24 protein-coding genes, 1 tRNA gene and 2 pseudogenes are annotated in these 26,069 nt (G+C 71.5%); 18 read left to right on the plus strand and 9 right to left on the minus strand.

From position 1 onward, the window contains the following. Window positions 1-25: 25 nt before the first annotated feature. A tRNA-Gly gene (locus ACH4DX_RS27225) sits at window positions 26-99 on the plus strand. Between the two features lie 151 nt (window positions 100-250). On the opposite strand, the gene ACH4DX_RS27230 is transcribed toward ACH4DX_RS27225, so the two are convergent. After that, window positions 251-487 (minus strand): hypothetical protein, encoded by a 237-nt coding sequence (locus ACH4DX_RS27230; protein WP_398157108.1) that lies wholly within the window; start codon window positions 485-487, stop codon window positions 251-253. 451 nt (window positions 488-938) lie between these two features. Here ACH4DX_RS27230 and ACH4DX_RS27235 point away from each other — a divergent pair. The 4 genes and pseudogenes from ACH4DX_RS27235 to ACH4DX_RS27250 form a co-directional block, all read left to right on the plus strand. Beyond that, window positions 939-1,421: pseudogene (locus ACH4DX_RS27235) on the plus strand (DUF6650 family protein); the annotation flags it as partial. Window positions 1,422-1,777: 356 nt separating this feature from the next. Beyond that, complete coding sequence (gene phoA, locus ACH4DX_RS27240) at window positions 1,778-3,160, plus strand: alkaline phosphatase (protein WP_398157109.1); 1,383 nt, start codon at window positions 1,778-1,780, stop codon at window positions 3,158-3,160. A 220-nt stretch (window positions 3,161-3,380) separates the two neighbouring features. After that, entirely contained in the window at window positions 3,381-3,959 is a 579-nt protein-coding gene (locus tag ACH4DX_RS27245) for a hypothetical protein (RefSeq protein ID WP_398157110.1), read from the plus strand. Beyond that, on the plus strand, window positions 3,956-5,413 hold the full coding sequence (locus ACH4DX_RS27250; RefSeq protein WP_398157111.1) for a caspase family protein: 1,458 nt from the start codon (window positions 3,956-3,958) through the stop codon (window positions 5,411-5,413). Before ACH4DX_RS27245 ends, ACH4DX_RS27250 begins: the two co-directional genes overlap by 4 nt. A gap of 24 nt (window positions 5,414-5,437) precedes the next feature. Here ACH4DX_RS27250 and ACH4DX_RS27255 read toward each other — a convergent pair whose 3' ends face one another. After that, entirely contained in the window at window positions 5,438-7,516 is a 2,079-nt protein-coding gene (locus ACH4DX_RS27255; protein ID WP_398157112.1) for a TerD family protein, read from the minus strand. Window positions 7,517-7,780: 264 nt separating this feature from the next. Here ACH4DX_RS27255 and ACH4DX_RS27260 point away from each other — a divergent pair. Both ACH4DX_RS27260 and ACH4DX_RS27265 read left to right on the plus strand, forming a co-directional pair. Next, window positions 7,781-7,975: pseudogene (locus ACH4DX_RS27260) on the plus strand (serine hydrolase); the annotation flags it as partial. Between the two features lie 43 nt (window positions 7,976-8,018). Next, window positions 8,019-8,813, plus strand: a complete 795-nt coding sequence (locus ACH4DX_RS27265; RefSeq protein WP_398157113.1) for a serine hydrolase domain-containing protein — start codon at window positions 8,019-8,021, stop codon at window positions 8,811-8,813. A 54-nt stretch (window positions 8,814-8,867) separates the two neighbouring features. Here the strand turns inward: ACH4DX_RS27265 and ACH4DX_RS27270 are convergent, their stop codons facing one another. Further along, window positions 8,868-10,100, minus strand: coding sequence for a PucR family transcriptional regulator (locus ACH4DX_RS27270; protein WP_398157114.1), 1,233 nt, complete (start codon window positions 10,098-10,100; stop codon window positions 8,868-8,870). A gap of 271 nt (window positions 10,101-10,371) precedes the next feature. On the opposite strand from ACH4DX_RS27270, the gene ACH4DX_RS27275 reads away from it, so the two are divergent. Both ACH4DX_RS27275 and ACH4DX_RS27280 read left to right on the plus strand, forming a co-directional pair. Continuing rightward, a complete protein-coding gene (locus ACH4DX_RS27275) occupies window positions 10,372-11,286 on the plus strand; it encodes a DUF4394 domain-containing protein (protein ID WP_398157115.1) in 915 nt (304 codons plus the stop codon). A 117-nt stretch (window positions 11,287-11,403) separates the two neighbouring features. Then, the gene (locus ACH4DX_RS27280) at window positions 11,404-11,970 is read left to right on the plus strand and encodes a tellurite resistance TerB family protein (protein WP_398120047.1); all 567 of its coding nucleotides are present in this window, start codon (window positions 11,404-11,406) and stop codon (window positions 11,968-11,970) included. 145 nt (window positions 11,971-12,115) lie between these two features. Here the strand turns inward: ACH4DX_RS27280 and ACH4DX_RS27285 are convergent, their stop codons facing one another. After that, window positions 12,116-12,625, minus strand: a complete 510-nt coding sequence (locus ACH4DX_RS27285) for a hypothetical protein (RefSeq protein WP_398119733.1) — start codon at window positions 12,623-12,625, stop codon at window positions 12,116-12,118. A 109-nt stretch (window positions 12,626-12,734) separates the two neighbouring features. On the opposite strand from ACH4DX_RS27285, the gene ACH4DX_RS27290 reads away from it, so the two are divergent. The 4 genes from ACH4DX_RS27290 (at window position 12,735) to ACH4DX_RS27305 (ending at window position 18,238) form a co-directional block, all read left to right on the plus strand. Then, window positions 12,735-13,592 carry a DUF72 domain-containing protein gene (locus ACH4DX_RS27290; RefSeq protein ID WP_398157116.1) on the plus strand — a complete coding sequence of 286 codons (858 nt, stop codon included), beginning with the start codon at window positions 12,735-12,737 and terminating at the stop codon, window positions 13,590-13,592. A gap of 546 nt (window positions 13,593-14,138) precedes the next feature. Then, the gene (locus ACH4DX_RS27295) at window positions 14,139-15,716 is read left to right on the plus strand and encodes a PQQ-binding-like beta-propeller repeat protein (protein ID WP_398157117.1); all 1,578 of its coding nucleotides are present in this window, start codon (window positions 14,139-14,141) and stop codon (window positions 15,714-15,716) included. Between the two features lie 113 nt (window positions 15,717-15,829). Then, a complete protein-coding gene (locus tag ACH4DX_RS27300) occupies window positions 15,830-17,404 on the plus strand; it encodes a PQQ-binding-like beta-propeller repeat protein (protein WP_398157118.1) in 1,575 nt (524 codons plus the stop codon). Between the two features lie 75 nt (window positions 17,405-17,479). Beyond that, window positions 17,480-18,238, plus strand: coding sequence for a hypothetical protein (locus tag ACH4DX_RS27305; RefSeq protein WP_398157119.1), 759 nt, complete (start codon window positions 17,480-17,482; stop codon window positions 18,236-18,238). Here ACH4DX_RS27305 and ACH4DX_RS27310 read toward each other — a convergent pair. Beyond that, the gene (locus ACH4DX_RS27310; RefSeq protein ID WP_398157120.1) at window positions 18,195-18,623 is read right to left on the minus strand and encodes a pyridoxamine 5'-phosphate oxidase family protein; all 429 of its coding nucleotides are present in this window, start codon (window positions 18,621-18,623) and stop codon (window positions 18,195-18,197) included. The genes ACH4DX_RS27305 and ACH4DX_RS27310 overlap by 44 nt on opposite strands. A gap of 149 nt (window positions 18,624-18,772) precedes the next feature. Between ACH4DX_RS27310 and ACH4DX_RS27315 the strand changes: the two genes are divergently transcribed. After that, window positions 18,773-19,138 (plus strand): PH domain-containing protein, encoded by a 366-nt coding sequence (locus ACH4DX_RS27315; protein ID WP_058852479.1) that lies wholly within the window; start codon window positions 18,773-18,775, stop codon window positions 19,136-19,138. An 87-nt stretch (window positions 19,139-19,225) separates the two neighbouring features. Beyond that, a complete protein-coding gene (locus ACH4DX_RS27320; protein WP_398119721.1) occupies window positions 19,226-19,558 on the plus strand; it encodes a putative quinol monooxygenase in 333 nt (110 codons plus the stop codon). Between the two features lie 70 nt (window positions 19,559-19,628). Here the strand turns inward: ACH4DX_RS27320 and ACH4DX_RS27325 are convergent, their stop codons facing one another. Continuing rightward, the gene (locus ACH4DX_RS27325) at window positions 19,629-20,006 is read right to left on the minus strand and encodes a nuclear transport factor 2 family protein (protein WP_398157121.1); all 378 of its coding nucleotides are present in this window, start codon (window positions 20,004-20,006) and stop codon (window positions 19,629-19,631) included. Window positions 20,007-20,266: 260 nt separating this feature from the next. Here ACH4DX_RS27325 and ACH4DX_RS27330 point away from each other — a divergent pair, with 260 nt between their 5' ends. Continuing rightward, on the plus strand, window positions 20,267-21,235 hold the full coding sequence (locus ACH4DX_RS27330; protein ID WP_398157122.1) for an SGNH/GDSL hydrolase family protein: 969 nt from the start codon (window positions 20,267-20,269) through the stop codon (window positions 21,233-21,235). A gap of 18 nt (window positions 21,236-21,253) precedes the next feature. Here ACH4DX_RS27330 and ACH4DX_RS27335 read toward each other — a convergent pair whose 3' ends face one another. Both ACH4DX_RS27335 and ACH4DX_RS27340 read right to left on the minus strand, forming a co-directional pair. Then, window positions 21,254-22,207: a CU044_5270 family protein gene (locus ACH4DX_RS27335; RefSeq protein ID WP_398119716.1), complete on the minus strand. Its 954-nt coding sequence runs from the start codon at window positions 22,205-22,207 to the stop codon at window positions 21,254-21,256. Beyond that, window positions 22,200-22,826: an RNA polymerase sigma factor gene (locus ACH4DX_RS27340; RefSeq protein WP_398157123.1), complete on the minus strand. Its 627-nt coding sequence runs from the start codon at window positions 22,824-22,826 to the stop codon at window positions 22,200-22,202. Before ACH4DX_RS27340 ends, ACH4DX_RS27335 begins: the two co-directional genes overlap by 8 nt. Window positions 22,827-22,942: 116 nt before the next feature. Here ACH4DX_RS27340 and ctaD point away from each other — a divergent pair, with 116 nt between their 5' ends. Continuing rightward, complete coding sequence (ctaD, locus tag ACH4DX_RS27345; RefSeq protein WP_398119713.1) at window positions 22,943-24,577, plus strand: cytochrome c oxidase subunit I; 1,635 nt, start codon at window positions 22,943-22,945, stop codon at window positions 24,575-24,577. After that, a complete protein-coding gene (locus tag ACH4DX_RS27350) occupies window positions 24,574-24,918 on the plus strand; it encodes a hypothetical protein (RefSeq protein WP_398119711.1) in 345 nt (114 codons plus the stop codon). The genes ctaD and ACH4DX_RS27350 overlap by 4 nt, the downstream gene beginning before the upstream one ends. Window positions 24,919-24,962: 44 nt before the next feature. Here ACH4DX_RS27350 and ACH4DX_RS27355 read toward each other — a convergent pair whose 3' ends face one another. Further along, window positions 24,963-25,838 carry an LLM class flavin-dependent oxidoreductase gene (locus ACH4DX_RS27355; RefSeq protein ID WP_398119710.1) on the minus strand — a complete coding sequence of 292 codons (876 nt, stop codon included), beginning with the start codon at window positions 25,836-25,838 and terminating at the stop codon, window positions 24,963-24,965. Between the last annotated feature and the right edge of the window lie 231 nt (window positions 25,839-26,069).

The raw sequence follows: 26,069 nt of genomic DNA on the forward strand, positions 1-26,069 counted from the left end.
GAAACCGGTTCAACCGGGGTGCCGCGCGGGTGTAGTTTAATGGTAGAACATCAGCTTCCCAAGCTGAGAGCGCGAGTTCGATTCTCGTCACCCGCTCCATTTCGAACCCCCAGGTCATTGACCCGGGGGTTTCTTGCTGTCTGGACCGGTGCGCCGCCACTGCACCACAACCGCACCACGGGGCCCCGGTGTCCTCGCCGGGCTCCTGGTACTCATCCTCGCCGTGGTGCAAGGGTCCATCTGTCGGTCGTCAGAGACCTCGGTCGCGGTTCCAGCGGCTCACGTGCATCGCGTAGAAAATGTTGCCGATGCCCATAGTGAACATGAGCAGCCAGAAGTGGGCCCACAGCGACTGACGCCGACGCCTCAGGCCTGCTCCGCCGATGACAGCTGCGCTGGACGCTGCTGCGGAACTGCTGTTGTTGATGATGATCGTCGGCGGCTGCCCGTACGTCTGAGCCGGTTGCTGATCCTGCGGTGTCGCCATGCTGTGTCGACTCCTCGGTAAGCTGAGTGTGCAAGAGCGAGACGCACCATAGGGCGCCCCTGCTCGTCACCGACGTCGAACCGGTTGAACGTCACCCGGTCGAGGCACCTTGCTTCCGTCGGTCTCAGTTTCCGCCCCATGCAGCCCCGTTCATGGCCGCTCGGGCGAGACCCGGAGCCGTCCGCGCGCCGGCCGCCCATGAGCCCACGTAAACGCACGCCCCTACACCCAACAACCCAAGACTTCACCAACACAGGTGAAAAGGGTGCACGAGCACCAATTCAAGCCATGTCACCTATTTCGAACCCAGCCGTTCAAGGGCCCACCTACGATGCCGAGCGTGAAGGTTCGGGAGATCATGCGACGAATCAAGGGCTTCAGCACGCCGCTCGGCGGTGTGGACTGGGAGCTGCCGCCCTCTTAGCGGGCCGTCGCCAAGAAGGTCGTCGTCTACCTGGAGGACCGCAGAGTCCTCACGATGTCGCGTGCTGTCATGTATGCGGTCGAGGAGCCGGACCACTGCGTCGCATCGGTGTTGCAGATCAGGGAGACATTGACCCAGATCTTGATGGACCCTGACACCGGAGACGACCTCGCAGCGAACCTCAAGGCGATGCGAGCCGCTTGCCGGCGGTTCCTGGACGCCGTAGGTCCCAACCACTCGGGACCTTTGCAGGGACGCTGGCAGAACGCCACGTTCGGTGCAACGCTCGGTGAGCTGCGCGCGGTTTTCGGCATTCAACTCGGCGTCATCGCCGCCCGCCACAAGCTGGAGCTTTCGCAGGAACTTGCGGACATTCTTCCCGCCCCTGACATGACGAGGACGAGTAGGCGCCGGCGACGTCGCGGCGTGCACTCTGACCGCGCCGGGAACGACAGGGCCCAGCGGGATACCACCGTGAAAGCGACCCATCCCCGCAGGGCCTCACCGTAGCCGTACTCGCGGATCAGGGCCGTCCTGATCACCTGTACCGGGCCACGGCGGGACGGCAGGGAGCTGTACCGGCCGCTCGCCCTTGAGGTGAGCCTGCGGAGCCTCGTGGGGGCCGGTGCCGCCACCCGACCGCTCCCCGCAACGCCCCCGACGTGTACGACGTAGAGGAAGGGCGGCCACCAAACCCCGCGTCACCACACCCCCCAAGCCCCAAAGTCTCCCCCAGGACACCCAAACGGCACTCGAACACCCCGCCCGGTTCACATCACCCTGGTCAAGTGGGTGCACCGTACAAGCACCGGTGCGGGTCTCCGTACCGGTACGCGCGTCAGCGCCAGCACGTCCAAGGAGTCCCCATGTCCCGTCGCCCCAGCCTGTCCCGCCGCCGACTCATAGCCGCCGCATCCGTGGGCGCCGCCACCGCCGTGGCGGTGACCCTCACCGCCACAGCCGGGGCCACCGACACCAAGGACCAGGCCCGGCGGGCCATCCAGGGCGGCAAGGCCAAGAACGTCATCCTGCTCATCGGCGACGGCATGGGCGACTCCGAGATCACCCTCGCCCGGGACTACACCGTGGGCGCCGCCGGGCGGCTCAACATGGACAAGTTCCCGCTCACCGGCGCCTACACGACGTACGCGGTGCACAAGGACGGCTCCCCCGACTACGTCACCGACTCCGCCGCCAGCGGCTCCGGCTGGGCCACCGGTGTGAAGACCGTCAACGGGCGGATCTCCAAGACCCCTGGCAGCGACAAGGCCGTCCCCACGATCCTGGAGCTCGCCCAGAAGAAGGGGTACGCCACCGGCTCCGTCACCACCGCCGAGCTCACCGACGCCACCCCCGCCGTCCTCGCCTCGCACGCCACCGACCGCAGCTGCCAGGGCCCGGCCGACATGGCCAAGTGTCCCACCGACGCCATCGCCGGGGGCGGGCCCGGCTCCATCGCCGAGCAGAGCGTCAACCACAAGGTCGACGTCCTCCTCGGCGGCGGCAAGCAGCGCTTCGACCAGAAGGTCACCCACGGGAAGTACAAGGGCCTCACCGTCACCGAGCAGGCCAAGAAGCTCGGCTACCAGGTCGTCACCGACAACCGTGAGCTGAAGAAGGTCAAGTCCGTCAAGGGCGGCAAGCCCGTCCTCGGGCTCTTCGCCCCCGGCAACGTCCCCGTCGAGTGGACCGGCAAGGCCGCCGCCAAGGGCGGCACCGACCCCCAGCGCTGCACCACCTCCAATCCGGGCCGCCCCTCCGGTACGCCCGAGCTCAAGGACCAGGCGAGCAAGGCCATCGCGCTCCTCGAGGCCAAGCAGAAGAACGCCCGGAGCAAGCAGGGCTTCTTCCTCCAGATCGAGGGCGCCTCGATCGACAAGCAGGACCACGCCGCCGACCCGTGCGGCCAGATCGGTGAGACCGCCGCCTTCGACCGTGCCGTGAAGGTCGCCCGCGACTACGCCGCCAAGCACCCGGACACCCTCGTCGTCACCACCGCCGACCACGCGCACACCAGCCAGATCGTGCCCCTGGAAGCACAGCCGCCCGGCCTGTCCTCCACGCTCGTCACCGACGAGGGCCAGCAGCTCAAGGTCAACTACTCGACCAACACTCCCGGTAAGTCCCAGGAGCACACCGGCACCCAGGTGCGCATCGCCGCGCAGGGCCCGCAGGCCTACCGCGTCCAGGGCGTCACCAACCAGACCGACCTGTTCCGCACCGTCCGCGAGGCCCTCAGGCTCCGCTGAACCACGCCTGGCCGCCCCCGGGTTCAGGGCACACCGCCGCGTCCGCGCGCGCCGCGGTGTGCCCTTTCCCGTGTCCTGTACGGACTTCGTCGGCGCCCTGCGCGCACGGGCACGGCAGGCCTAATCTGGGCGCGAACGGCGCCAGGACCGTGCCGGGGGCGGGTGCGGGTGTCGTTGCGGGTGTGGTTGTGGGTGTGGGTGCGCACGACGGGGGTTGCACATGGCGGGCGCTGAGGCCGAGCTGTACGTCACGTTGGTGCGCGGGGCTGCCGGAGGTGTCGGAGGTGCCGAGAGCAACGGTCCCCCGGGGGGCGCCGGTGATACCGGAGGGCTCGGGTCGCTGCTGCGCTGGCTCGGCGCCGACCCGGAACTGACCGGGGTTGTCAGGACGGACTCGGGTGCGGGTGCGTACGCGGATGTGGGTGCGTACGCGGATCCGGATGCAGCCCCCGGGACCAGCGGGCTCGACGGCTCCCACCGCCCCAGCGGTCCCAGCGGTCCCACCGGTCACATGGGAGACGCGATCGAGATCATCAACCTCGTCGTCTCGAACTCGCTCGCCCTCGTCTCCGTACTGACCTCAGTACTGAGCTGGCGGCAGTCCCGCCCGGCCGCACCCGAGATCCGCCTGGTCCTCGCCGACGGGCGGACGCTGATCGTCGATCAGGACACCGTCGATCAGTTGCGGGCCCGCGGCAGCACCGGCTCCCCGAGCAGCACCGGTAATACCGGTGATACCGGCAGCACCGACACCACCGTCACCGCCCCGGAACCCCCCGCCGCCGGGGAACCCCAGTGACGACGGCCGGGCCCTCGGGCCCGCTCTCGGATCCCCACGCGTCCCGGGTCGTCCTGGTCGGCGTGCACACCTACGCCCACCAGGAGCAGCTCCCCTCCGTCGCCAGGAACGTAGGGGCCCTGGCCGAGTTGTTTCAGGCGCCCCTGACCTGGGGTGTTCCCGCCGATCGGTGCACGGTCGTCGAGCAGCCCGACGATCCCGGCGTCGTCCTGGACGCGCTGGAGGACGCGGCGGCCGTCGCCGAGGACACCCTGGTCTTCTACTACGCGGGCCACGGCCTGATGGACCCGTACACCGACGAGCTCTATCTCTCGCTGCCCGGTTCCCGTCCGGGGCGGAGCCACACCGCGCTGCGGTACGAGTACGTACGCAGGATCATCGCGACGCACTCCTACCCGGCCCGGCGCAAGCTGATCATCCTGGACTGCTGCTGGAGCGGACGGGCGCTCATCGGGACGATGGGCGGGCGGTCGCAGCTCGCCGACCAGGTGGTGGTGGAGGGGTCCTGCCTGCTGACGGCGTCCTCAGAGACGGCGAAGGCGCTCGCGCCGCCGGACGAGGAGTTCACCGCGTTCACCGGTGAACTGATCTCCGTGGTGCGGGAGGGCGTGGCGGGCGCACCGGAGTTCCTGGACATGAACTCCCTCTACGAGGCGGTCCGCACCCGCCTCGTCGTCAAGTCCCGTCCGCTGCCGCAGCTGCGGAACCGCAACACCGCGGGCCGGATCTGCATCGCGCGGAACCGCGCGCATCTGCCCCCGGCGGCGAACGGCGACGGCGAGGAGGTGCGCGACGGCTCCCGCGGTGTGCTGGCCGGCCTCATCCGGGAGGCGGCCGACGCGGACGTGACCGGGCAGACGGAGAACCCGCGCGCCGCGCTGCACGCCTTCGCGGCCCTCGCCAGGAAGTCCGCCGCACGGCTCGGCCCCGGCCACCCCTACACGCTGCGGCTGCGGCAGAGCTACGCCGACTGGACCGGGATCGCGGGCGACCCCGGAAGCGCTTCGCGGCTGTACGCGGTCATCGTGTACGACTGCACCCGTCTGCTCGCCCCCGGGCACCCCACCACCGAGGCCGCCGAAGACGGTGCCCGGCACTGGGCGAATACCGCCTTCGCGTCCCCCGCCGCCTGGCCCAGCCGGGGTCTGCCGTCCGGTGAGCCCGCCGACTGGCCCGAACTGCCCCCGCTGCCCGCCTCCATGGCCGCACTCCTCAGGTCCGCGCACGCCGAACAGAGCACCCACATCGAGTTCTCCAACGCCTGCGATCAGTCCCTGCGCCTGTACTGGCTCGACTACGAGGGCCAAGCCCAGCTCTACCGCGTCCTGGCCCCCGGCGAGTCCTACCTCCAGCAGACCTTCGTGAGCCACCCCTGGATCTCCGTGGAGGCGGGCGGCACCATCCGCAGCGCCTTCCTGCCTTCGGCCGCACCGGCTCGGGTGGTGCTGCGCTGAGGGTGCGGCGCGGGGTGCGCGTCCTCACCCCGCCGGGGCCAGTGCGGTCGACGGTGCCCGCCGGGGTGCCGGCCGGTCCAGGTGCGTGACGACCGTGGAGTAGAAGCGATGCACGGCGTCGTCGACGCTGCGGATGAAGCCGGACTCGGCACTGCCGCGGCTGCTGCCCATGTTCTTGAAGAGGGACAGCTTGAAGCCGGTGATCTGCACCCCGTTCTTCGGAAGGATGTCCGCCGGCTCCGGGCGCAGCCGTTCCAGCGTGCCTCGCGGGCCTCCTCCCTCACCCTCCACCAGCGCCTCGATGTGCAGGTCGGCGGGTGCTTCGGCGAGTCGGCGCACGAGCCGTTTGGCCCAGGCCAACGGGGAGCCCTGCACAGGCGCGGGAATGTCCATGGCCGTGCGCAGCTTGCCGGTGCGCAGGTCCGCGGTGATCACGAGTACACCGGGGGTGCCCTCTATCCGTACCTCCCCTTGCAGACGGCCTTCGGCGCAGAGCTGGTTCGCCAGCATGGAGCGTCGGGCCCCCGCGGTGGTCCCGCGCCGGGAGCGGTGTACCGGCAGTACCTTCTGCCCGAGCTCACCGCCGAGCCTGAGACAGACCTGGCGGATCAGCCGCTCCCAGCTCTCCACCACCTCCAGGGTGCGCGGGTCTCCCTGGCACAGGGTTTCGTCGTCGATACCGTTCCGTACCGGCACCCAGGCCGACCCCATGTTCTGGAAGCCGTGGCATCCGGAGTTCTCGTGCTGGAGGTAGTGAAGCAGCTCCTGGAGCAGCCAGGCGTGCGCGCCGTTGCCCACGCCCTCGTGCCGGATCAGCAACTGCGCCTGGTGCGCCACCTCTGCCCACGACAGGTGCCACAGGGCCACCCTGTGCTTGCGTCGCCCGTCGACCCGCACGTCGACCAGCGGGCTGCCCTCGAGCGCCACGTCGTTCGACAGCGTGATCACGGCCTCGTAGCCGCGGCGCGCGGCGATGTCCATGTACGCCTGCACCTGCTCGGCACGCAGAGCGTTCCCGTTGGTCTTCGTCTCGACCAGCGCCGTCCACAACTTTCCGGCACGCTCCACACGGACGACCCCGTCAGGGCGCCGCGGGGAGTCGCCGCACGGCAGGACGACCTCGGTGAACGTCTCCATGCGGCCTGCGGGCGCCCCGAACGCGGCGGTCAGCCTCCTGCCGAACTCGGGGACCTGCGCCATCACGGACAACAGTACGGATGTGGCCCGCGTCTCTCGGTCACGGTCACTCTTGAGCACGGAGACCGGAAAGAGCCGGGCCTCCTTCCAGGACTCGTTCTCCGCCAGTGTCTTCTTGGCTGCTTTCGGCAGCGTGACCTTCTTCTTGGCGGTACGGGGCCGGGGGCGCGGCCGCAGCGGCGCGTCGACCGCCGCCGCCTCGGGCCGTCGCGGCGCCGGTACGGCGTCCAGCGCCTCTCCTGGTGCTCGATCGGCGGCTCGGCCGGCCGCCCCTCCGGTGTCCGCGTCCGGGGTCGTGCCGGTCGTGCCGTCGTCGAGGTCCTCGCGCTCCGTGGCCTCGAGCTCCTGCTCGGCGGCCGCGTCGTCGTCGATGTCGACACCGAAATCCGTGGCCAGGCTCGCCAGACCCGTGTCGTACCCCTGTCCCACCGCCCGGAGCTTCCACGTCCCGCCGCGGCGGTAGAGCTCACCGAAGATGAACGCGCTCACCGAACCGGCGTCCTCGATCGCGTACCGGAGCAGGCCCTCTCCTGAGCCGTCGGCCAGGGTGAGTTGCAGGTCGTCCAGGTCGCCGAACCGCGCCCCGGCATAGCGGCTCGCCGCCACCACGATCCGCTCGACGTCCGCGGGAACGGCCGAGAGGTCGAAGCTGATCCGATCCTTGTTCCCACTGCCGCTGGGGGACTTGCCCAGTAGTTGTACGCTTCCGTCGGCGGCCACCGGGTTGTTGTAGAAGTAGAAATCGTCGTCGCCGCGCACCTTTCCGTCGGTGTTGAGCAACAGAACCGAGACGTCCGCGTCCCCCTCACCCGTCGCGCTCGTCCAGTCCAGACTCACGACCACGGATTCGACGCTCTCGCCCAGAGCCGCCAGGTCCACGTTGGCACCCTTGGTCAACTCGTACATGTCCCCCACCCCCATGGCGCACGACGGACGCCCCTCGGCCACCCCTGACCGCACGCCGCCGTTCCTGTGTGACGCACAACACATCTGGCTGAGAGGACTGTAGTACTCGGAGGACACGCTTCGCGGCTGTCCGGCCGGAATCACTCGCAGCGGACGCCGTACCGATGACTTCCCGCGCCCCCCGCGGTCAGTACTCCACAGGCTTCGGGAGAGGACAGCGGCATGGGTGACGTACAGCGGCGGGTGCAGGAAGTCATCGACGGGATGGTGGCGTCGGGGGACGAGCGGGGGGTGCAGGTGGCCGTCTATCAGGGCGGGCGGCTGGTGGTCGATGCCGTGGCCGGGGTCGCCGATCCGGGGTCGGGGCGGCTCGTGGAGTCGGGGACGCCCTTCTATACGTACTCGATGGTCAAGGGGGCGGCCGCCACGCTCGCGCACATCGTGGGCGGGCGCGGGCTGTTCGGGCCCGACACCTCCGTCGCGGAGCTGTGGCCCGAGTTCGGTGTCCGCGGCAAGGAGCATCCCGCTCGACACCCGGGTCGAGGACCTCTGCGACTGGGACAGGATGTGTGCCGTGATCGCCGACGCCGAGCTGTGGTGGGAGCCGGGGACGAAGGTCGGCTACCACGCCTACACCTTCGGCTACATCGTCGGGGAGCTGCTGCGGCGCGCCACCGGCAAGCCCATCTCGCAGCTGCTGTACGAGGAGATCGGCGTTCCGCTGGGCATCGCCGACGAGATCTACTTCGGGATGCCGGTCGAGCAGCACGCGCGGCTGGCCCGGCTGGAGGACGCGCCCGCCCCCGAGGCCGCGGAGGGCGGCGGGGAGCCGGCCGTGGACCCCGATCTCCCCATGTTCCGGTCCGCCCCGATGGTCACGTTCCCCACGGCCGCCCTCGGCAACCGCACCGACGTCCTCGCCGCCGACATCCCCGCCGGCGGCAAGACCACCGCCCGCGCCATGGCCCGCATGTACGCGGCCCTGCTGGGGGAGGTCGACGGGGTGCGGCTGCTCGGCTCCGAGCAGGTGGACGCGGCCACCGCCCTCTCCTCGAGCGGCACCGACGAGATCTTCGGGGTGCCGACAGCGTGGGGGCTCGGCTATGCCATCGGCGGTCTGTCGGGCGAGCTCACCGAGGCGGGGCGTGCCGTGTTCGGCGTCGGGGGCGCCGGGGGGACCTTCGCCTACGCGGACCGTGCCCGCGGCATCGGTTTCGCCCTGGCCAAGAACCGGCTCACCCATGACTTCGCCAGTTCCCAGAAGGTCATCGACGTCGTCGAGGAGGAGTTGGGGTGACGTGCGCCCCCCTCCGCACCGCTCCCTTGGCTCCTTCTGGCCCGCGGCCCCGCGTCAGCACCACCCCCCTGACAGGCTTCGCGTCACCACCGCGCTCAGTACCCGCACCCCCCGCGTCGACGCGGGCGCGATGCCCGTGAGTTCCCGTACGCGGCGCAGGCGGTAGTCCAGGGTGCGCGGGTGGACGTTGAGGGCCGTCGCCGTGGCCGTGCGGTTCATGTCGTGGTGGTAGTAGGCGTCCAGGGTGACAAGGAGGTCCGGGCCCGGGGCCAGGCGGTGGGCCAGGGCGCGCAGCCAGTCGTCGACGAACGGCGCGTCCGCCACCGCCAGTTCGACGAAGACGTCCGCCACCGTGTGCGTGCCGAGGCGCCGCGGGGCGCGGTGCAGCGGGGCCGCCCTGCTGACGCGGCGGGCGCGGTCGAGGGCCGCGGCCAGCTCCGGGCCCGACGCCGTGGCGGTGCCCGCGGCACAGGGGAGGCCGAGGGCTCCGGCGAAGTCCCGTACGAGGTCACCGGCCGACTGCGGCGGCGGCAGCGGTACGGAGGCCGCGATCGGCGGCGGGCACGGGGTGAGAGCGATCAGTTCGCCGCCACCTCCCTCCGGCGTCTCGGCGCAGCGCCACACCAGTGGCACCTGGTACGCCTTCACCAACGACTCGAGTTCGCCGTCGAGTTCCCGGTCGCGGCCGTTCGTCGCAGGGCGCCAGTCCGGTACCCGTACCACCGTCACCGCCCAGTGCTCCGCCTCCCACGGGAGTCCCACCGCCGACGCCAGTTCACCGGCCATGGGGTCGCCGGTGAGCAGGGTCCCGGTGAGCAGGGCGACCTGCTCCACGTACGGCAGGCGGTGCCGCAGGCCCGTCACGAATCCCCGGCAGTACGCCCCGACGCCGCGCTCGCCCTGGGCGGCGAACCAGCTCATCATGCGGATGAGTTCGTCGACACCCGAGCCGCGGAGCGCGTCGGCCGCCTCATTGAGCTCGCGGAGCATCAGCGCGGTGTGCAGTCCGAGGACCCGCTGGCGGGATTCGAGGGACATTCCCGTCCGGCCGCGGGATTCCCCCATCGACGCTATGTGGTCGAGATCGCTCTGCGTCAGCGCGAGCTGGGACGGGGACATCTCGATGGTGCGGCGCCGCAGCCACACCGCGTACTCCAGCGTCTCGGACCGCGCCCGGGGATCCGCTTCCAGCACCCCGAACTCCGGGATCTCCTGCGCGTACGTCTCCACTTCCCGGCGTGCCGAGGCCGGTGCCCGCCGGGCCAGCTCCGCGAAGAGGCTGCCCATGGGCGTGAGGATGCCAGTGGGGGCGCGCGGGCCGACAGGGGAAATCCGGACGGCGTTTATCACTTCGGGTAAAGCGAAGGGGTTTTTCCCCGGTGTTTTCGGGAGTTGATTTGTCACGGGGTGCAAAGTTTGCGCGGCAGGAAGGCCCTTGTCGTTCTGGCCGCTTGTGGGGATCTCGACCCCCTGGGCTAATGGGGATTCTTCTTCAGCAGCCAGCAGCCAGCAGCCAGCAGCCAGCAACCAGCAACCAGCAACCAGGAGGGTTTCGCTCATGAACAGAACGCTCCGCAAGAGAATCATGGCGGCGGTGGCAGCCACCTCCGCGTCCGTCGCGCTCCTCGTGGCCGTTCCGGCCAGCAGCGCGGCGGTCCCCGACGCCCCCGCCGCCCCCGGTGCTCCCGCCCGTGACGCCGCCGCCACCCCGAGCCTGCGGGCGTACGGGACCCTCGTCGACGGCACCCTGATGGCCACCTTCACCACCGACCGGCCGGACAGGCTCGACTGGGTGCGGGCCGTCAGCGGCCTCAGCGGGGACCAGCGTCTCATCGGCCTCGACTTCCGCGTCCAGAACAACACGCTGTACGTCGTCGGCGACAAGGGCGGCATCTATACGGTCAAGCTCCCGCCGGCGGTCCCGGAGCCGGTCGCCACCAAGGTGTCCCAGCTGCAAGTGGACCTGTACGGCACCAATTTCGGCGTCGACTTCAATCCCGCGGCCGACCGGCTCCGCGTGGTCAGCGACCGGGGGCAGAACCTGCGGCACAACCTCGGCGACCACAGCACCGTCGAGGACACCGTCCTGACGACCCCGCCCCTCACCGGGCCGACCCGCGGTGTCACCGCCGCCGCCTACACCAACAACGACCTCAACGGGACCACCGCGACCACCCTCTTCGACATCAACGCCACGAGCGACCAGGTCCTGATCCAGGCACCTCCGAACGCGGGCTTCCTGAACGCGACCGGTGCCCTCACCGTCGACGCGGGCGCGGACGCCGGTCTGGACGTCTACAGCCAGCTGACGCAGGGCAAGACGACCGCGAACAGCGCCTTCGCCACCCTCACGCCCGCCGGCGCGCGCACTTCGTCCCTCTACGGAGTGAACCTCCTGACCGGCGAGGCGACGTCCGTCGGCCAGTTCCCGCTGAGCGTCACCGATCTGGCGATCAGCCTCACCGGAAGTTGAGGCGAGCCGCCGTCCGGAGGCTGGAACTTACCGGCGGGGGAAGGCGTTGGCAGGAATACACGCGGGAGCCCCCGCGGACGAGCGAACGTCAATGACATGGCAGCCGAGGTGGCACGCATGGCGATGTGGGACCGGATCAAGGACCAGGCAAAGGGTCTGCAACAGTCGCAGGGTTCCCGGAGCTCCGGCGGTCACGGGCACTCCGGCCCGATGGGGTCCTCGGGGTCGTCGGGCTCCAAGGGATCGAAGGCCCAGCTGGTGGGCATGCTCAAGTCGCAGCTCACGTCCTTGAAGACGGAGCTGAAGAGCGGCGCCTACCGCGACGCCAGCATGGCCGTGTGCGCCCTGGTAGCCGCCGCCGACGGGAACGTCGACCCGGCCGAGCGCCAGCACGTGGAAACGCTGATCCTCCAGAACGACGTCCTCCAGAACTTCCCGCCCGAGCAGCTTCGGCAGCGCTTCAACAAGCACGTCGACCAGCTGTCGATGAACTTCCAGCAGGGCAAGGCCGAGGCCATGCAGGAAGTCGCCAAGGCGGCGAAGAAGCAGACGGAGGCCAAGGCCGTCGTCCAGACCGGCTTCGTCGTCGCCGGCGCCGACGGGTACATCGCACCGGCCGAGGAGCAGGTGCTGCGCGAGGTCTGCCAGGCGCTCGGTGTGTCCCCGCAGGAGTTCGGCCTCTGACAGGTCCCGCCCGGCCCGCGCCGGCCCGCGTGCAGCGGGTCGGCGCGGGGTCGCGCGGAGGCCGTGTGCCGGTGCGGCCGCCCCTACCGGGTCGGCCGCCACCGACCGGCCCTCGGCCCCAGGTCCCGGCTCCCTGACTCCTGGTCTACTGGTCCGAGTAGCTGAAGTCGCCCACGGTCCAGGCGCTGACGTCCGCGATCGCGACGCGGTACATGCCGCCGGTCTCGGGGATGCCCACGTTGCCCTGGAGGATGCGGGCGAGGTGGAAGTGCAGGTGCGTGGGCGTCCGGCCCGCCCCGCCACCGGTCCGTTCCGACGGGCCCTCCGGCGGGCCTGCCGACGGACCCTGCGCCCGGCTTTCCGAGGGACCCTCCGTCCGGCCTCCCGACGGGCCCTCCGTACGGCTCTCCGGCGGACCCTCCGCGCGGCCGTCCGGCGGCCCCTCGCCCCGGCTCTCCCCGAAGACGTCCGCGAACGGGCCGAGGCGGGACGAGTCCTTCAGGACCTCCGACACCCGTTCACGCCACACCCTTTCGGGGGCCAGGCGACCGGTGATGACCGTGCCTCCGACGACGACGGTCAGCGACATCTGATTCGTGTTCTCCGACTCCACCTTGGCGGAGATGTTGACGAGCAGCTCGTCGGGCTTCGACATGACAGAGGATTCTATGGGGCGCCCGGGCCCCACCGGCATGCCGCCGTCACACGGGCATCGCGCGGCGCGAGGCCCGGTGGAACCACCGGACGCGGGTATCCGCCCGTACATGGGTGAGATTCTCGTCGGCTCCTGTTCGTGGACGGACCCCGCACTGGTGCGCAGTGGTTGGTATCCACGGGGGCGACGCGACGCGGAGGGCAGACTGCGGTACTACTCCGAACGCTTCCCGGTGGTCGAGGTCGACTCGGGCTACTACGCGCTGCCGAGCGCGCGGAACAGCGGGCTGTGGGTCGAGCGGACCCCGCAGGGGTTCGTGTTCGACGTGAAGGCCTTCTCCCTGCTGACCGGCCACCCGACGAAGCGGGCCGCGCTCCCCGCCGACCTGCGGGACCGGCCGCGCGGTCGCAGCCTGGTGACGGAGGTGTGGGCACGGTTCGCGGAGGGGATCGAGCCGCTGCGGGCGGCCGGGCGGCTCGGGAGCGTGCTGTTCCAGTTCCCGCCCTGGCTCGGGCCCGGGGCGCGGGGCGAGGAGTTCGTCGAGGAGTGCGCAAGGCTCACCGCGGGGTGGCCGGTCGCCGTCGAGTTCCGGCATCCGGCGTGGTGGCGGCAGGGGCAGGAACGGGAGACCGCGGCGCTGCTCGCCCACCACGGCTTCGCCTCCGTGGCCGTCGACATGGCGCAGGACCTGCCCTCGTCCGTCCCCCCGGTCACGGCTGTCACCTCGCCCCGGCTCTCGGTCGTACGGTTCCACGGCCGCAGCAGGTCCTGGGGGACCGGCAGCAAGGAGGACCGCTTCCGGTACGCGTACGGCGATGCCGAACTGGCGGAGTGGGCGCCGCGGCTGCGGGCTCTCGCCGAGCGGGCGGAACGGGTGCACGTGCTGTTTAACAACTGCTGCGGGGACGCGGCCGTGCGGGCCGCGGAGACGATGGGGCGGCTGCTGCGGGTGGCGCAGGCCGCCTGATCCGGCGGGAGGACCGCCGGGCCCGGCAGGGGAGCCGCCCGGCCCGGCGGAGGAACCGCCTGGCCCGGCGGAGGAGCTGGCCCGGCCTGGCAGGGGGCCGCCCGGCCCGGCGGAGGAATCGCCCGGCCCGGCGGAGGAGCTGGCTCGGCCCGGCAGGGTAGCCGCCCGGCCCGGCAAGGGAGCCGCCGGATCCGGCCGGGGAAACGCCCGGCCCGGGCGGCGCAGTGGCCGCCGCATCCTGTCCGGCAGGACATGCGCCGCCGCAGCCAGGCCCGCCTCGACCAGGCCCGCCTTGTCCAGGTCCGCCGCAGCCAGGCCCGCCTCGACCAGGCCCGCCTTGTCCAGGTCCGCCGGAACCAGGTCCACCTCGACCAGGCCCGCCGCAACCAGGCCATCGCGATGGAGCGGGGGGGAGCCGGGGGAGGGCGGCAGAGACGCCGGGCGGTAGGAGTGCGCCGAGACCTGGATGAGCGCTCGTGTCGTGTTGTGTGTGCTGGAAGTCCAAATCCCTCTGAGAAGTGGCCTCATTGAGCCACACTCTCCCTCATGGTCAGTCGCGATCACGGGCCCGGACCGGTCCCGCCCCCTCAGCCCGAGCACCGGCCCGTGCCCGGCAACCCCTACGCCCGGCCGCAGTCCGCCCCCGGCCCGGCCGGAGCGGGACGCGGGCGGGCCTTCGGCATCGGTGCCGGAGCCCTCGCCCTGTTGCTCGTCGGCGCCGGTGCCTTCGTCCTCACGCGGGGGGACGACGACGGCGGTTCCGGTGAGCCCGTCGCGGCGGAGAGTTCACGTGCGCCCCGCCAGCCGGAGCAGCCGGGGCAGACCGGGCGGAGCGACGACAAGGACCGGGGCGACCGCGGGGTCGTCGACGTCAACGCCGGGCGCGGGCCCGGGGACGCCGAGGCCTGGGTCGCCGTCAACGACATCGAGCTGCCCGGCAAGGGCGCCATGCTGTTCGACCTCTGGCACGCGGGCGACATCGTGGCGCAGGCCGAGTACGACGAGATCACCGGGTTCGGGGCCGACGACGGCACGAAGAAGTGGTCCGTGCGGGTGCCCGGCGCGGTGTGCGACACCCCCGTGAACGCCTCTCCCGACGGGAAGGTCGCCGTGCTCTACACCGAGAGCAGGGCCAGGCAGACCGGCAAGTGCAACCAGCTCCAGGTGATCGACCTGCGAACCGGCGAGAAGGGCTGGCACAAGGAGCTCGTCGAGCACGGCCTGTCCGACTCCACCAGCATGGCGCACGTCGCCGTCAGCGGCTCCACGGTCATGGTCGACCAGGACTCCACCGCGCACGCCTACCGCCTGCGTGACGGCAAGCGGCTCTACACCACCAGGACGGAGCGCCAGGGCGCCTGCTATCTGCGCGGGGTCGCCGGTGGCAGCGGTCTGCTCCAGGTGCAGTCCTGCGCGGCCGGGAGCGAGCGCACCCACGGCCGCCTGAAGAAGCTCGATCCCCGTACCGGAAAGGTCGACTGGGTCTACCGCGGCAAGAAGGGGTGGACCATCGACAAGGTGTACTCCGTGGACCCGGCGGTCGTCACCCTGCGCAGCCGCGAGGACACGGACAAGTGGGCCGTGGCAGCCATCGGCGCGCGGGGCGAGCAGCGCTCCTGGATCGAGTTCGCCGACCGGGAGGAGTTCGAGATGTGCACCGGCGCCGGAGACTCCGGTGAGGGCGTGCAGAACTGTCCGGGCGGTGTCGTCTCCGGCGACACCCTGTACCTCGCCGGTTCGCCGGAGGACGGCCTCCTCGGCCCCAGCAGGGTCGCCGCCTTCGATCTGGCCACGGGCAGGCGCGCGTGGTCCGCGGGGGCGAACGGCCGCCAGCTCGTTCCCGTCGCCGCGAGCGGTGGCGGCCGGGCCGGGGTGATCATCTACGCCCGCGCGTCCCTCGGGAAGACGGGGCAGACCCTGCGCTTCGGCGCCGGGGGCGGAAAGCCCGAGGTGCTGCTGCGGCACACCGCGGCCGCCCGGGAGATCGAGTCCGGCATGTTCGCGGGCATCACGCTCTACGCCGAAGGCCGGTTCTACGTCAGCCCGACCCGGCTCGACGGCAGGTCCCACGGCGGCAAGGGCGAGGAGGGAGACGGGCGGCTGCTCTCCTTCGGCAAGCCGTGACCCACCCTCCTCAACACGGCCCTCTTTCGCACGGCAAGCCGTGCCCCCGCCCTCCTCCGCTCACCCGACTCGGCTGCCCCGCCGCCGCACACCCTCCCCTCCACGGAGCCCCGATGACCCACCCGCCCCAACAAGGACCCGCCCCCGAACAGCCCCGGTCCGGCGGCACCTTCGGCCCGCCCCCACCGGACCACCCCGCAGGTTTCGGGCCACCGGTGCCGCCGCCCCCGGACGGCTTCGGCGCGCCCGCGCCCGCACGGGGGCCGGAGGGCGGTCAGGGGCACCGAAGGCGCACGGCCGTCGTCGGCGCCGCGGTCCTCGCCGTCGCACTGATCGTCGGCGGTGGCATCCGGTACGCCGTGAGCAAGGGCGACGGGGGTGACAAGGACGGCGGGAACCGGGCGGCGGGCAAGCCGGTCGACGACGGTGCCGGGCCCGCGTACGAGAAGCCGCGGGAGAAGGTGCCCGCCGACCCCAAGGCCTTCTACAAGGGGGCGGGCGGGCAGCCCGGCCTGCCCGAGGGCGAGAGCACCTACCGGGTGCACGGGTCCTGGCTGACGGACAAGGTGTTCGCCAAGGCATCCGTCGGCAGGATCAGCGGGCTCGACGCGGCCACCGGCACCCGCGTGTGGGTCCTGCCCAAGCCCGGCATGTCGTGCGCGGGCTCACCGAACCTCGGCAGGGGCAACATCGCCGTGGTGGTCACCCAGCCCCCGGGCGAGGACGAGCGCGGCACCGGCGCCCCCTGCACCGAGGTCACCGCGTTCGACGTCGACGACGGCAGGAAGCTGTGGACCAAGTCGGTCACCATCGGCTACCAGAAGGAGAAAACGGCCTTCAACCAGGCCACCATCAGCGGTGACACGGTCGCCGTCGCAGGACTGTACGGCGGTGCGGCCTTCGATCTGCGCAGCGGAAGGCCGCTGTGGAAGCCCAGGCAGGGTGAGACGTGCCGAGACGTCGGCTACGGCGGCGGCGATCAGCTGGTCGCCGTCCGCTCGTGCGGCGACCACGGCTCCGCGCGGATCAAGGTGGAGGTGCTCGACCCGGCATCGGGCAGACCGCGGTGGAGCAGCGGACTGCCCGCGGGCGTCCGCACCCCGAGCGTCATCTCCACCCGGCCGGTGGTGGTCGCGGCCGACTCCGGCGAGATCACGTCGTCCGGCGCGTCGGACGTCTTCTCCTTCGACGCCCGCGGAAGACTCCGTACGAAGATCGCGCTACCGCCCGAGCGGTACATGCACCAGTGCGGCACCCAGTCGGTCGCCGAGGACTGCCGGGGCGTCACGGCGGGCAACGACAGGCTGTACGTCGCGACCGCGCGGCGCGACACCGCGGACGGCCTCACCTCGACCAACGACATCGTGGCGTTCTCGCTGGCCACCGGCAGGACCACCGGCGAGAAGCTGGCCGGCGGCGACAACTACCCGGTCTTCCCGATCCGCATGGACGGCGGGAACCTCCTCGTGTACAAGAGCGCGCCCTTCACGCGGGTCTACTCCGTCCACGGCCGCACCCTGAAGCAGACCCTGCTCCTGGACGCCGGTGCCCGGCCGAGCAGCCTGGTCGCCCTGCGCTCCGAGCTGCGCTTCACCCACGGCAAGCTGTACATCAGCGGCGATCTGATCTCCCGGCCCACGTCGAAGGGCTCCGCACCGACGATGGTGTTCGGTTTCGCCGCCGAGTAGCCTTGGCCCCCGACGGACATATGGGTGCGAAGTGCCGACGGTGCGACGCGGTGGAGGAACAGGGACGGTCGACCGATGCCGCGGATCGTGCGGAAGGTCCGGGGCGCGCTGCGGGCGGAGTGGCGGTGTGTACCGCTCGCGGCCTGGCGGGAGCTGCGGGAGCGGCGCCCGCACGCCGCCCTGCTCGCCGTCCCGCTCGGTCTCTCGCTCGCGCTGACGGCGAGTCTCGCCATGATCTGCCTGCACGAGCTCCAGCAGATCCCGGCGAGCGACCGCCTCGTGCGCCTCGCCGGAGAGGTGCGCGCCGATCAGCCGCTGTGGGTGTCGCTGCTGCGCACGCCCCTGTCCGTGCTCGTCCCCACCCGGGACCAGCCGGTGTGGGGCGGCCTCCCGCGCCTGGTCCTGTCCCTCGGCCTGGCCCAGCTCCTGCTCGGAGCGCGGCGGACGCTGCTCGTCGGGTACGGCGCGACGCTGGCCGGCACCCTCGGCGCGCGGGTCATGGTGGCCATCGGGCCCGACCACGTCGCGGGGGTGCCGGCCGCGTACGCCCACGACGTGGACACCGGGGCGTCCGCGGCCGTCGTGGGCCTCTTCACCTATCTGTCGGTGCGGCTGCGGGCGCCCGTGCTGTGCCTGGCGTTCGTCGTACCGACGGTCGTGGGCTCGGTCCTGGAACCGAACCTCGCCGGGCGCGAACACCTGGTCGCCGTCGCCTGCGTCACCGCCGTGGCCGTGCTCCAGGAGCGGCGCAGGCCGGGCGAGTTCGGGGCGGGCGGTCCCGCGGGGCCGCTCAGACGGAGCCGAGGTCCGAGGACAGCCACCGCTCGGGGCTGAGCCGCACGACCACTTGCTCGCCGTGCTCCTTCGCGGCCTTCTCCACATAGGCGTCCACCTTCTCGGCCGGAAGGTAGCGGGAGGCCATCTCGTGCAGTTGCTCGTGGGTCGCGGCCTCGGTGGCGACGACGGCACCCTCCACGGACACGTAGCGGACCGTCGGCTCGACGCGTTCCACCATGAGCGAGAAGCGGCCCGCCGCACCGATCAGCCTGGCCTTGAGCGAGTCGCGCCCCGTCATGATCCACACATCGCCGCCGGGCTCGTACTGGTACCAGATGGGGACGGTGAGCGGTGCCCGCCCGTTCTCCCCGGACTCCACGGCGAGCGCCGCGATGTGCGGCTCGGCCAGGAACTCTTCGCGTTCTGCGCGGTTGAGAGCCATCGTCGATCTCCTCAGGAGTGGATGAACCTCCTGCATACCCCGTCGAGTGCCGTGCCGTACACAGCACATCGCGGTTCACCGCCGGGTTCACGTACGGTGAAAGTCCGGCTGTAGGAGCCGTAGGGGACGTCACACCTGGGGGGCCTGACATGGCACTGTTCGGAAACGCCCACACCGTCGACCCGGCGTCGGCGCAGCAGGACTACGCACGCCTCATGGGGCACGGCGAGCAGGTGTACGCGGCGTACCGCCTCATCCGTGACACCATCCTGCTCACCGACCGCCGCATGATCTTCATCGACAAGCAGGGCATGACGGGCAAGAAGGTCGAGTACCACTCGGTGCCCTACCGCAGCATCACCCACTTCGCGGTGGAGACCGCCGGTCACTTCGACCTCGACGCGGAGCTGAAGATATGGATCTCCAGCAACCCCGTGCCGATCGAGAAGACCTTCACCAAGGGCGTGGACATCTACGAGGTGCAGGCGATCCTCACCCAGTTCGTGGCCCGGTAGTCCCGATTAGTCCGGATCCGGACCTGGGGGTACGTTCATAGGTGCACTGCACAGCGACAGCACAGCGACACCCAGGGAACGACCCCCATGATCTTCATCACCGTCAAGTTCACCGTCCGCCCCGAGCGGAGCGACGAGTGGCTGGACCTCGTCGACGACTTCACCCGCGCCACCCGTGCGGAACCGGGCAACCTGTTCTTCGAGTGGTCCCGCAGCGTCGACGACCCGCACCAGTTCGTGCTCGTCGAGGGCTTCCGCGACGGCGAGGCGGGCGCGGCGCACGTGGAGTCCGCGCACTTCGCGGCCGCCATGGACACCATGTCGTACGCCATCGCCACCGTCCCGCAGATCGTCAGCACCGACATCCCCGGCATGACCGGGTGGGGCGAGATGGGCGAGGTCGCACCGCGCGAGGCCTGATCGTGTACGCGGCACGGGTGCCCCGGACCGTGGTGGTCCGGGGCACCCGTGCGAGGGGGGTGCGGTGGCCTCAGGCGGCGGGCAGCCGGTCGAGGAAGCCGTGCACCGTGCGGATGCGGCCGTCGTCGGCGAGTTCGATCACGTCGAATCCGGCGACCGGGGCGGAGCCGTCCGTGTCGGACACCAGCACCCAGGTGAAGCGGGCGATGCCGTGGTGGCCGTCGACCTCCCCCGTGTGGCGGAACGAGAATCCGGGGAACTGCTCCCTGGCTCCGGCGATGACGGCGGCGACGCCCTCGTGGCCCGCGACGTCGGCCAGCGGGTCGGTGTACGTGCCGTCCTCGGTCCACGCGGCGGCCACGGCCTTGGGCAGCTCGGCGGCGTCGGCGGTGTTCCAGGCCTCGAAGTAGCGGGCAACGGCGGTCTCGTGAACGTGCTCTGCGGGCATGGTGTTCGCCTCCTGCGTGGTCGTGGACCGGACTTCTGCCCCGGAGCCCGAGCGGAGTGCGCCGCCCGGGTTCCGGTGACTCCAAGACTGCCGGGCGGGCGCCGGGGGGTCGATTACGCCCGAGGTAATGCCCCCCGGCCGCCCGCCCTCCCAACCCACCCCCCGGCCTCAGCCACCTCCGCCCCCCGGGAACCTTCCGCCGCACCCCCGACTGTGCTTGCCTGGGACCCGGTTGCGCCCCCCAGGAGAGGAAGTCGCGGATGCGCAAGGCGTGGTGGGCGGCGACCCTGCTGGGCACGCTCCTGCTCGGCGGCTGCGGAGACCCCGGCTCCGGAACCCGGACCGCACCCCCCGCCCCCCTCCCGGGCGACAGCACCCCTTCCCGGACCACCCCCGGGCACGCGGAAGCCGACACCCCCGGCGAGGAGCGCAGCCGGGACAAGGGCGAGGACAGGGGCAGGGAGCGCAAGCCGTCCGGGCGGCCGCCCGAGGTCCTCTATCTGGGCGACTCCCTGGCCATGGAGAACCAGGACGTCCTCGGCGGCCTCCTCCGCGAGCAGCTCGGCGCCCGCTACACCAGCGCCCCCTACTCGGGCACCACCCTCTGCGACTACCTGGAGGGCACCGGCAAGGACTCCCTCGTACCGGACAAGCACAAGGCGGCGGCCCTGGTGCGCGCGGCCCGGCCCGACTACGTGGTGCTCCAGTTCTGGGGCAGCGCCTGGGGCTACACGCCCTGCATGGACGGCATCACGTACGACAAGGCGCGGCAGACGTACCTCTCGCGGTACGCGGCCGACGCGCGGCGGCTCACGCGGCAGATCGAGGAGGCAGCGCGGGACGGCGGCGGCAGGCGGCCGAAGGTGGTGTGGGTGTCCCAGGGCCCGGACGCGATGACCCCCGACAGGGTGCGCCGCGTGAACGGGATCTACCGCCGACAGGCCGCCACCGCGGGCGACCTGGTCTCCGACGCGGGCAGGGCCGTCAGCCCGGCCGCCGACCGCTACACCTGGGCGGAGCACCTGCCGTGCACCGCGTACGAGCGCGCGCACCCCGCGTACTGCACCGAGCCCGGGAGCGGCCGCACCGCCCTGCACCGCCCCAAGGACTTCCTGCACTTCTGCCTGGCCCCGACGACCGCCAAGTCGCGCCCCTGCCCAGTGCGTTCACCGGGCATCCGGCGCATCGCCCAGGCGGTCACGGACACGGTGCGCGCCCACCGCGGCTAGCGTCCGGCGCCCGGTCGGCTAACGGCGCCAGGCGTCGTACGACATCACGTCCCCGGCGCGGACGGCGAAGTCCGGCTGGTCCTCGGTGAAGAGGACCTCCAGGCCGAGCACCTCGCCGCTCGTGGGGTCCAGGATCAGCATATAGCGCAGGTGCTCGTCCGGGGTGTCGTGCACGTACGCCTGCCCGGTGCGGCCGAGGCGGTCGGTGACGGTGCCCTCGGCGCGCAGGCCGCCGGTGCCCGCGAGTACCCGGGCGAGCGCGGCGCTCTCGCGGGCGCCGAGCGTCCAGTTGTCCAGGAGCTGGGGCAGGGAGTCGAGGAGCTGCTGGGTGGTGACGGCGCCGGTGCGGCGCGGGAACCCGGGCTCGCGGACCTCCGTGAGGTAGGCGCGCAGGGCGGCGGGGGTGCCCGGCGGGCGGGCCCAGGGCGGCGCGTCGGACCGGCTCGGCGGGTAGACGCGTTCGCCCACGAGCTCGCCGTCGGACTCCACGCGCTCGGTGCGGCCGCCGTCGGGCCGCCAGCGGACCTCGCGCTCCTCGGGCAGGGTGACGGGGCGTTCGGCGTCGGGGCCCGAGTCCATGGCGAGGCTCCAGCTCTGTACGTGCCCACCCCTGCGCAGCCGCGGCCCGCCGTCGCGGGCGATGGCCTCCGCGCGGTCGGCGATGCGGTCGAGCGGCATCGTCACGGAACCCGCGCGCGGGTGCAGGGCGCTCGGCGCCGCGGTGGCGGACGCGGCGCCGAGGCCCGGCACGGTCAGGGCGAGCACGGCGGCGAGGGCCACGGCGGCGGCCTCCGCCCAGAGCACGACGCGGCGGCGGGCGCGGGCGCGGGCGGTGCGCAGGAGCTGGTTCAGGCCCCGCTCGGCGACGGCGGTCAGGGGGCGGTCACGCCAGGGCCCCGAGGTCGCCGACACGGGGTTGGCGGCGCGCAGCAGGTCCAGGTCGTGGCGGTCGTCGTCCAGGTGGTCAGTCACGGCTCTCAACTCCCGCTCGTCCCGCTCGCCCTGCTTGCTCTGCTTGTTCTGCTTGCTCGTCTTGTTCTGCTAGCCCTGCTTGTTCTGCTCGCCCTGCTTGCCCTGCTCGTACGTTCATCTGCATCCGGTCGATCTGCGCGCGGAGTCTGCGGCGGGCCCGGTGCAGGCGCATCGCGGCGGCTCCGGGGCTGCACTCCAGGGCCACCGCGAGCTCGTCGACGCCGAGCTCCTCCCAGGTGGCCAGGCGCAGGGCCTCCCGATCGGCGGGGGAGAGCCGGGCAAGGGCCTCGTGCACCCAGGAGCCGGGGCGTTCGGTGTCCGGGCTGTCCATGACCTGGCGGCCGCCCACGGTCTCGTGGTGCCCGAGGCGGTGCAGCAGGCGCCGGCGGCGGCCGAGTCCGCGCACCGTGTTGGCCAGGCAGTTGCGGGCCACGGCGTACAGCCAGGGCAGCGGCACGTCGGGGAGTTCCGCGCGGCGCCGCCAGGCTATGGAGAAGACGTCCGCCACGACCTCCTCGACCTCGTGTTCCTCCCCCGCGTCGAGCCGGCGCGCGACGAACCGGCTCACCGCCCAGTAGTGCTCGCGGTAGGCGGCCGCGAAGGAATCGTCCGTGCTCATGGACCGTAGGTGTCCGGCATGTCCTCGATCCTCACACCCGGACGGTGTGACTTTCGCGGCGGGGGCGGCCGGGTGTGCGCGGTGATGCGGGAGCGGCTGCCGGACACCTTCGGGGCATGAGGGAAATCGTGAAGTGGCTGACGACCACGGACCACAAGAGGATCGGCACGCTGTATCTGGTCACGTCGTTCGCGTTCTTCTGCGTCGGCGGGGTGATGGCGCTCTTCATGCGCGCCGAGCTGGCCCGTCCGGGTACGCAGATCATGTCGAACGAGCAGTTCAACCAGGCGTTCACGATGCACGGCACGATCATGCTGCTGATGTTCGCGACGCCGCTGTTCGCGGGCTTCGCGAACTGGATCATGCCGCTCCAGATCGGCGCCCCCGACGTGGCCTTCCCGCGTCTGAACATGTTCGCCTACTGGCTCTACCTGTTCGGCTCGCTGATCGCGGTGGGCGGCTTCCTGACCCCGCAGGGCGCGGCCGACTTCGGCTGGACCGCTTACGTCCCGCTGTCCGGGGCGGTGTACTCACCGGGCATCGGCAGCGACATGTGGATCATGGGGCTCGCGTTCTCCGGCTTCGGGACCATCCTCGGCTCGGTCAACTTCATCACCACCATCATCTGCATGCGCGCGCCCGGCATGACGATGTTCCGCATGCCGATCTTCGTGTGGAACGTGCTGCTCACGGCCGTGCTCGCGCTGCTTGCCTTCCCCGTCCTGGCCGCCGCGCTCTTCGCCCTGGAGATGGACCGCAAGTTCGGCGCCCACATCTTCGACGCGGCGAACGGCGGGGGGCTGCTGTGGCAGCACCTCTTCTGGTTCTTCGGCCATCCAGAGGTGTACATCATCGCGCTGCCGTTCTTCGGCATCATCTCCGAGGTCATTCCGGTCTTCTCCCGCAAGCCGATGTTCGGCTACATGGGCCTGATCGGCGCGACCATCGCGATCGCCGGTCTCTCGGTGACGGTGTGGGCACACCACATGTACGTCACGGGCGGGGTGCTCCTGCCGTTCTTCTCCTTCATGACGTTCCTGATCGCCGTACCGACAGGTGTGAAGTTCTTCAACTGGATCGGCACCATGTGGAAGGGCTCGCTGTCCTTCGAGACGCCGATGCTGTGGGCGGTCGGCTTCCTCATCACGTTCGTCTTCGGCGGTCTGACCGGGGTCATCCTGGCCTCACCCGCGATGGACTTCCACTCGTCCGACTCGTACTTCGTGGTCGCGCACTTCCACTACGTCATCTTCGGCACCGTCGTGTTCGCCATGTTCGCGGGATTCCACTTCTGGTGGCCGAAGTTCACGGGCAAGATGCTCGACGAGCGCCTCGGCAAGATCACCTTCTGGACGCTGTTCGTGGGCTTCCACGGCACCTTCCTCGTCCAGCACTGGCTCGGTACGGCGGGCATGCAGCGCCGTGTCCCGGACTATCTGGCGGTGGAGGGCTTCACCGCCCTGAACACGGTCTCCACGATCTTCTCCTTCCTGCTCGGCATGTCGCTGCTGCCGTTCTTCCACAACATCTGGAAGACCGCCAAGTACGGCAAGAAGATCGAGGTCGACGACCCGTGGGGCTACGGCCGCTCCCTGGAGTGGGCCACGTCCTGCCCGCCGCCGCGGCACAACTTCACCTCCCTGCCCCGGATCCGCAGCGAGTCGCCCGCCTTCGACCTGCACCACCCCGAGGTGGAGTCCGACAGCGCCGCCGTCGAGCCGGGGAAGCGGGCCGCGGAGGTGCCGGCGTGACCGCCATGGACGAGCGCGGGGCCGACGCGCGGGCCCTGGTGCGCGACCTGGAGGGGCTGCTGCTCGTCGAGGCCGCGCGGTCCGAGTCCCGCGCGGCCGCCGAGCGCTTCGCCCACCGCCTGCCCTGGCTCACCGAGAGCCAGCGCGAGGAGGTGGAGCGCCAGTACACCGAGGAGCACATGGTGCTCGTCCGCCGCGCCTGGGACCGCACCGCGTCCCGCGCCCGCGAGCTGCGCACCGAGTACGAGGAGGCCTACCGGGTCCTCCAGCGGCGGACGTGCGCGTGGTGCCTGATCGGTGCCGCGGTGTTCGTCGGCGCGGTGCTCGCGCTCCGGGCCTAGTAGTACGGCCGGTCCCGGGAGGTTCGGACGGGGCCCGAGCGCGGTCAGAGCTGTGGCGGCCCCTGTTCGATGCGGCGCAGGACCGGGTCGAGCCGGTCCAGGGACGTCGCCGTCTGGAGCTGTCGTTCGTCCCACCAGGTGGCGCCCGCGTCGCGCAGGGGGCCGAGCAGGTCCCTGGCCCTCGCGGGATCGGTCGGGCTCGCGCCGCCGACGACGAAGTCGAAGGGGGCGGCGCCCGCCCCGCCGTCCTCGCGGTGCGCGTGCACGTACGCGACCAGGTCGCGGAACTCCTCCAGGGGCGGGATCTCCCCGTGCGCGGCCGACTTGAACAGCGGTACGGCGCCGTCCCAGCGGGCCGCGCGGCGCATCGGCGGGCGGTTGGGCCAGAAGCCCGCGACCCACACCGGCGGCCGGGGCCGCTGCGCGGTGGCGGGCAGGAGCTGCACGTCGTCGACGTGGAAGTGCTTGCCGTGGTGCGTCACGGGTTCGCCCGACCAGTAGCGGTCGAGGAGGCCGAGGCCCTCGTCGAGGCGTTCGGCGAGCACCCGCGGCTCGGTGGGCTCGCCGAAGCTCGCGTACTCGTCCTCGATCGGCCCGCCGAGGCCGGTGCCGAAGACCACCCGGCCCGCGCTCACCTCGTCGAGGGTGGCCACCTGCCGCGCCAGCTGGTGCGGGCGCCGCCGGGCCACCGGCGTGACCAGGGTGCCCAGCTTGATCCTCTCGGTCGCTAGCGCCGCCGCCGTGAGGAGCATCCACGGGTCACCGAACGGCTTGCCGCGCTGGGCCCGCTTGTCGTGCACCACGTGGTCCCATACGAACAGGCCGTCCCAGCCCGCGAGTTCGGCCGCGGCCGCCACCCGGGCGATGGTCCTGGCGTCGGCGAAGTCCCCGAAGTTCGGAATGTTGATCGAGAAGCGCATGACGGCATCGTGACGCCGAGGCCCACCACCAGGCAATGCACTCGGCACGGTTCGTCGACCGCCTTCCACCGTACGGCTCCGGTACGGGGTCCCGGTCAGGCCGTGGCACCCGCCGCGGTGGGGAGCGCGGCCGTCCCGGGGTGGCCCCGGGGGATGGGTGGCCGGGACAGCGATATTCCTCGCCGCCGCGCCTGGGGTTACCGTGCTGCCGGAGCACGGGCACCGCCGCTG

The organism is Streptomyces sp. NPDC017940 (assembly GCF_044328435.1).
Lineage (GTDB): Bacteria > Actinomycetota > Actinomycetes > Streptomycetales > Streptomycetaceae > Streptomyces.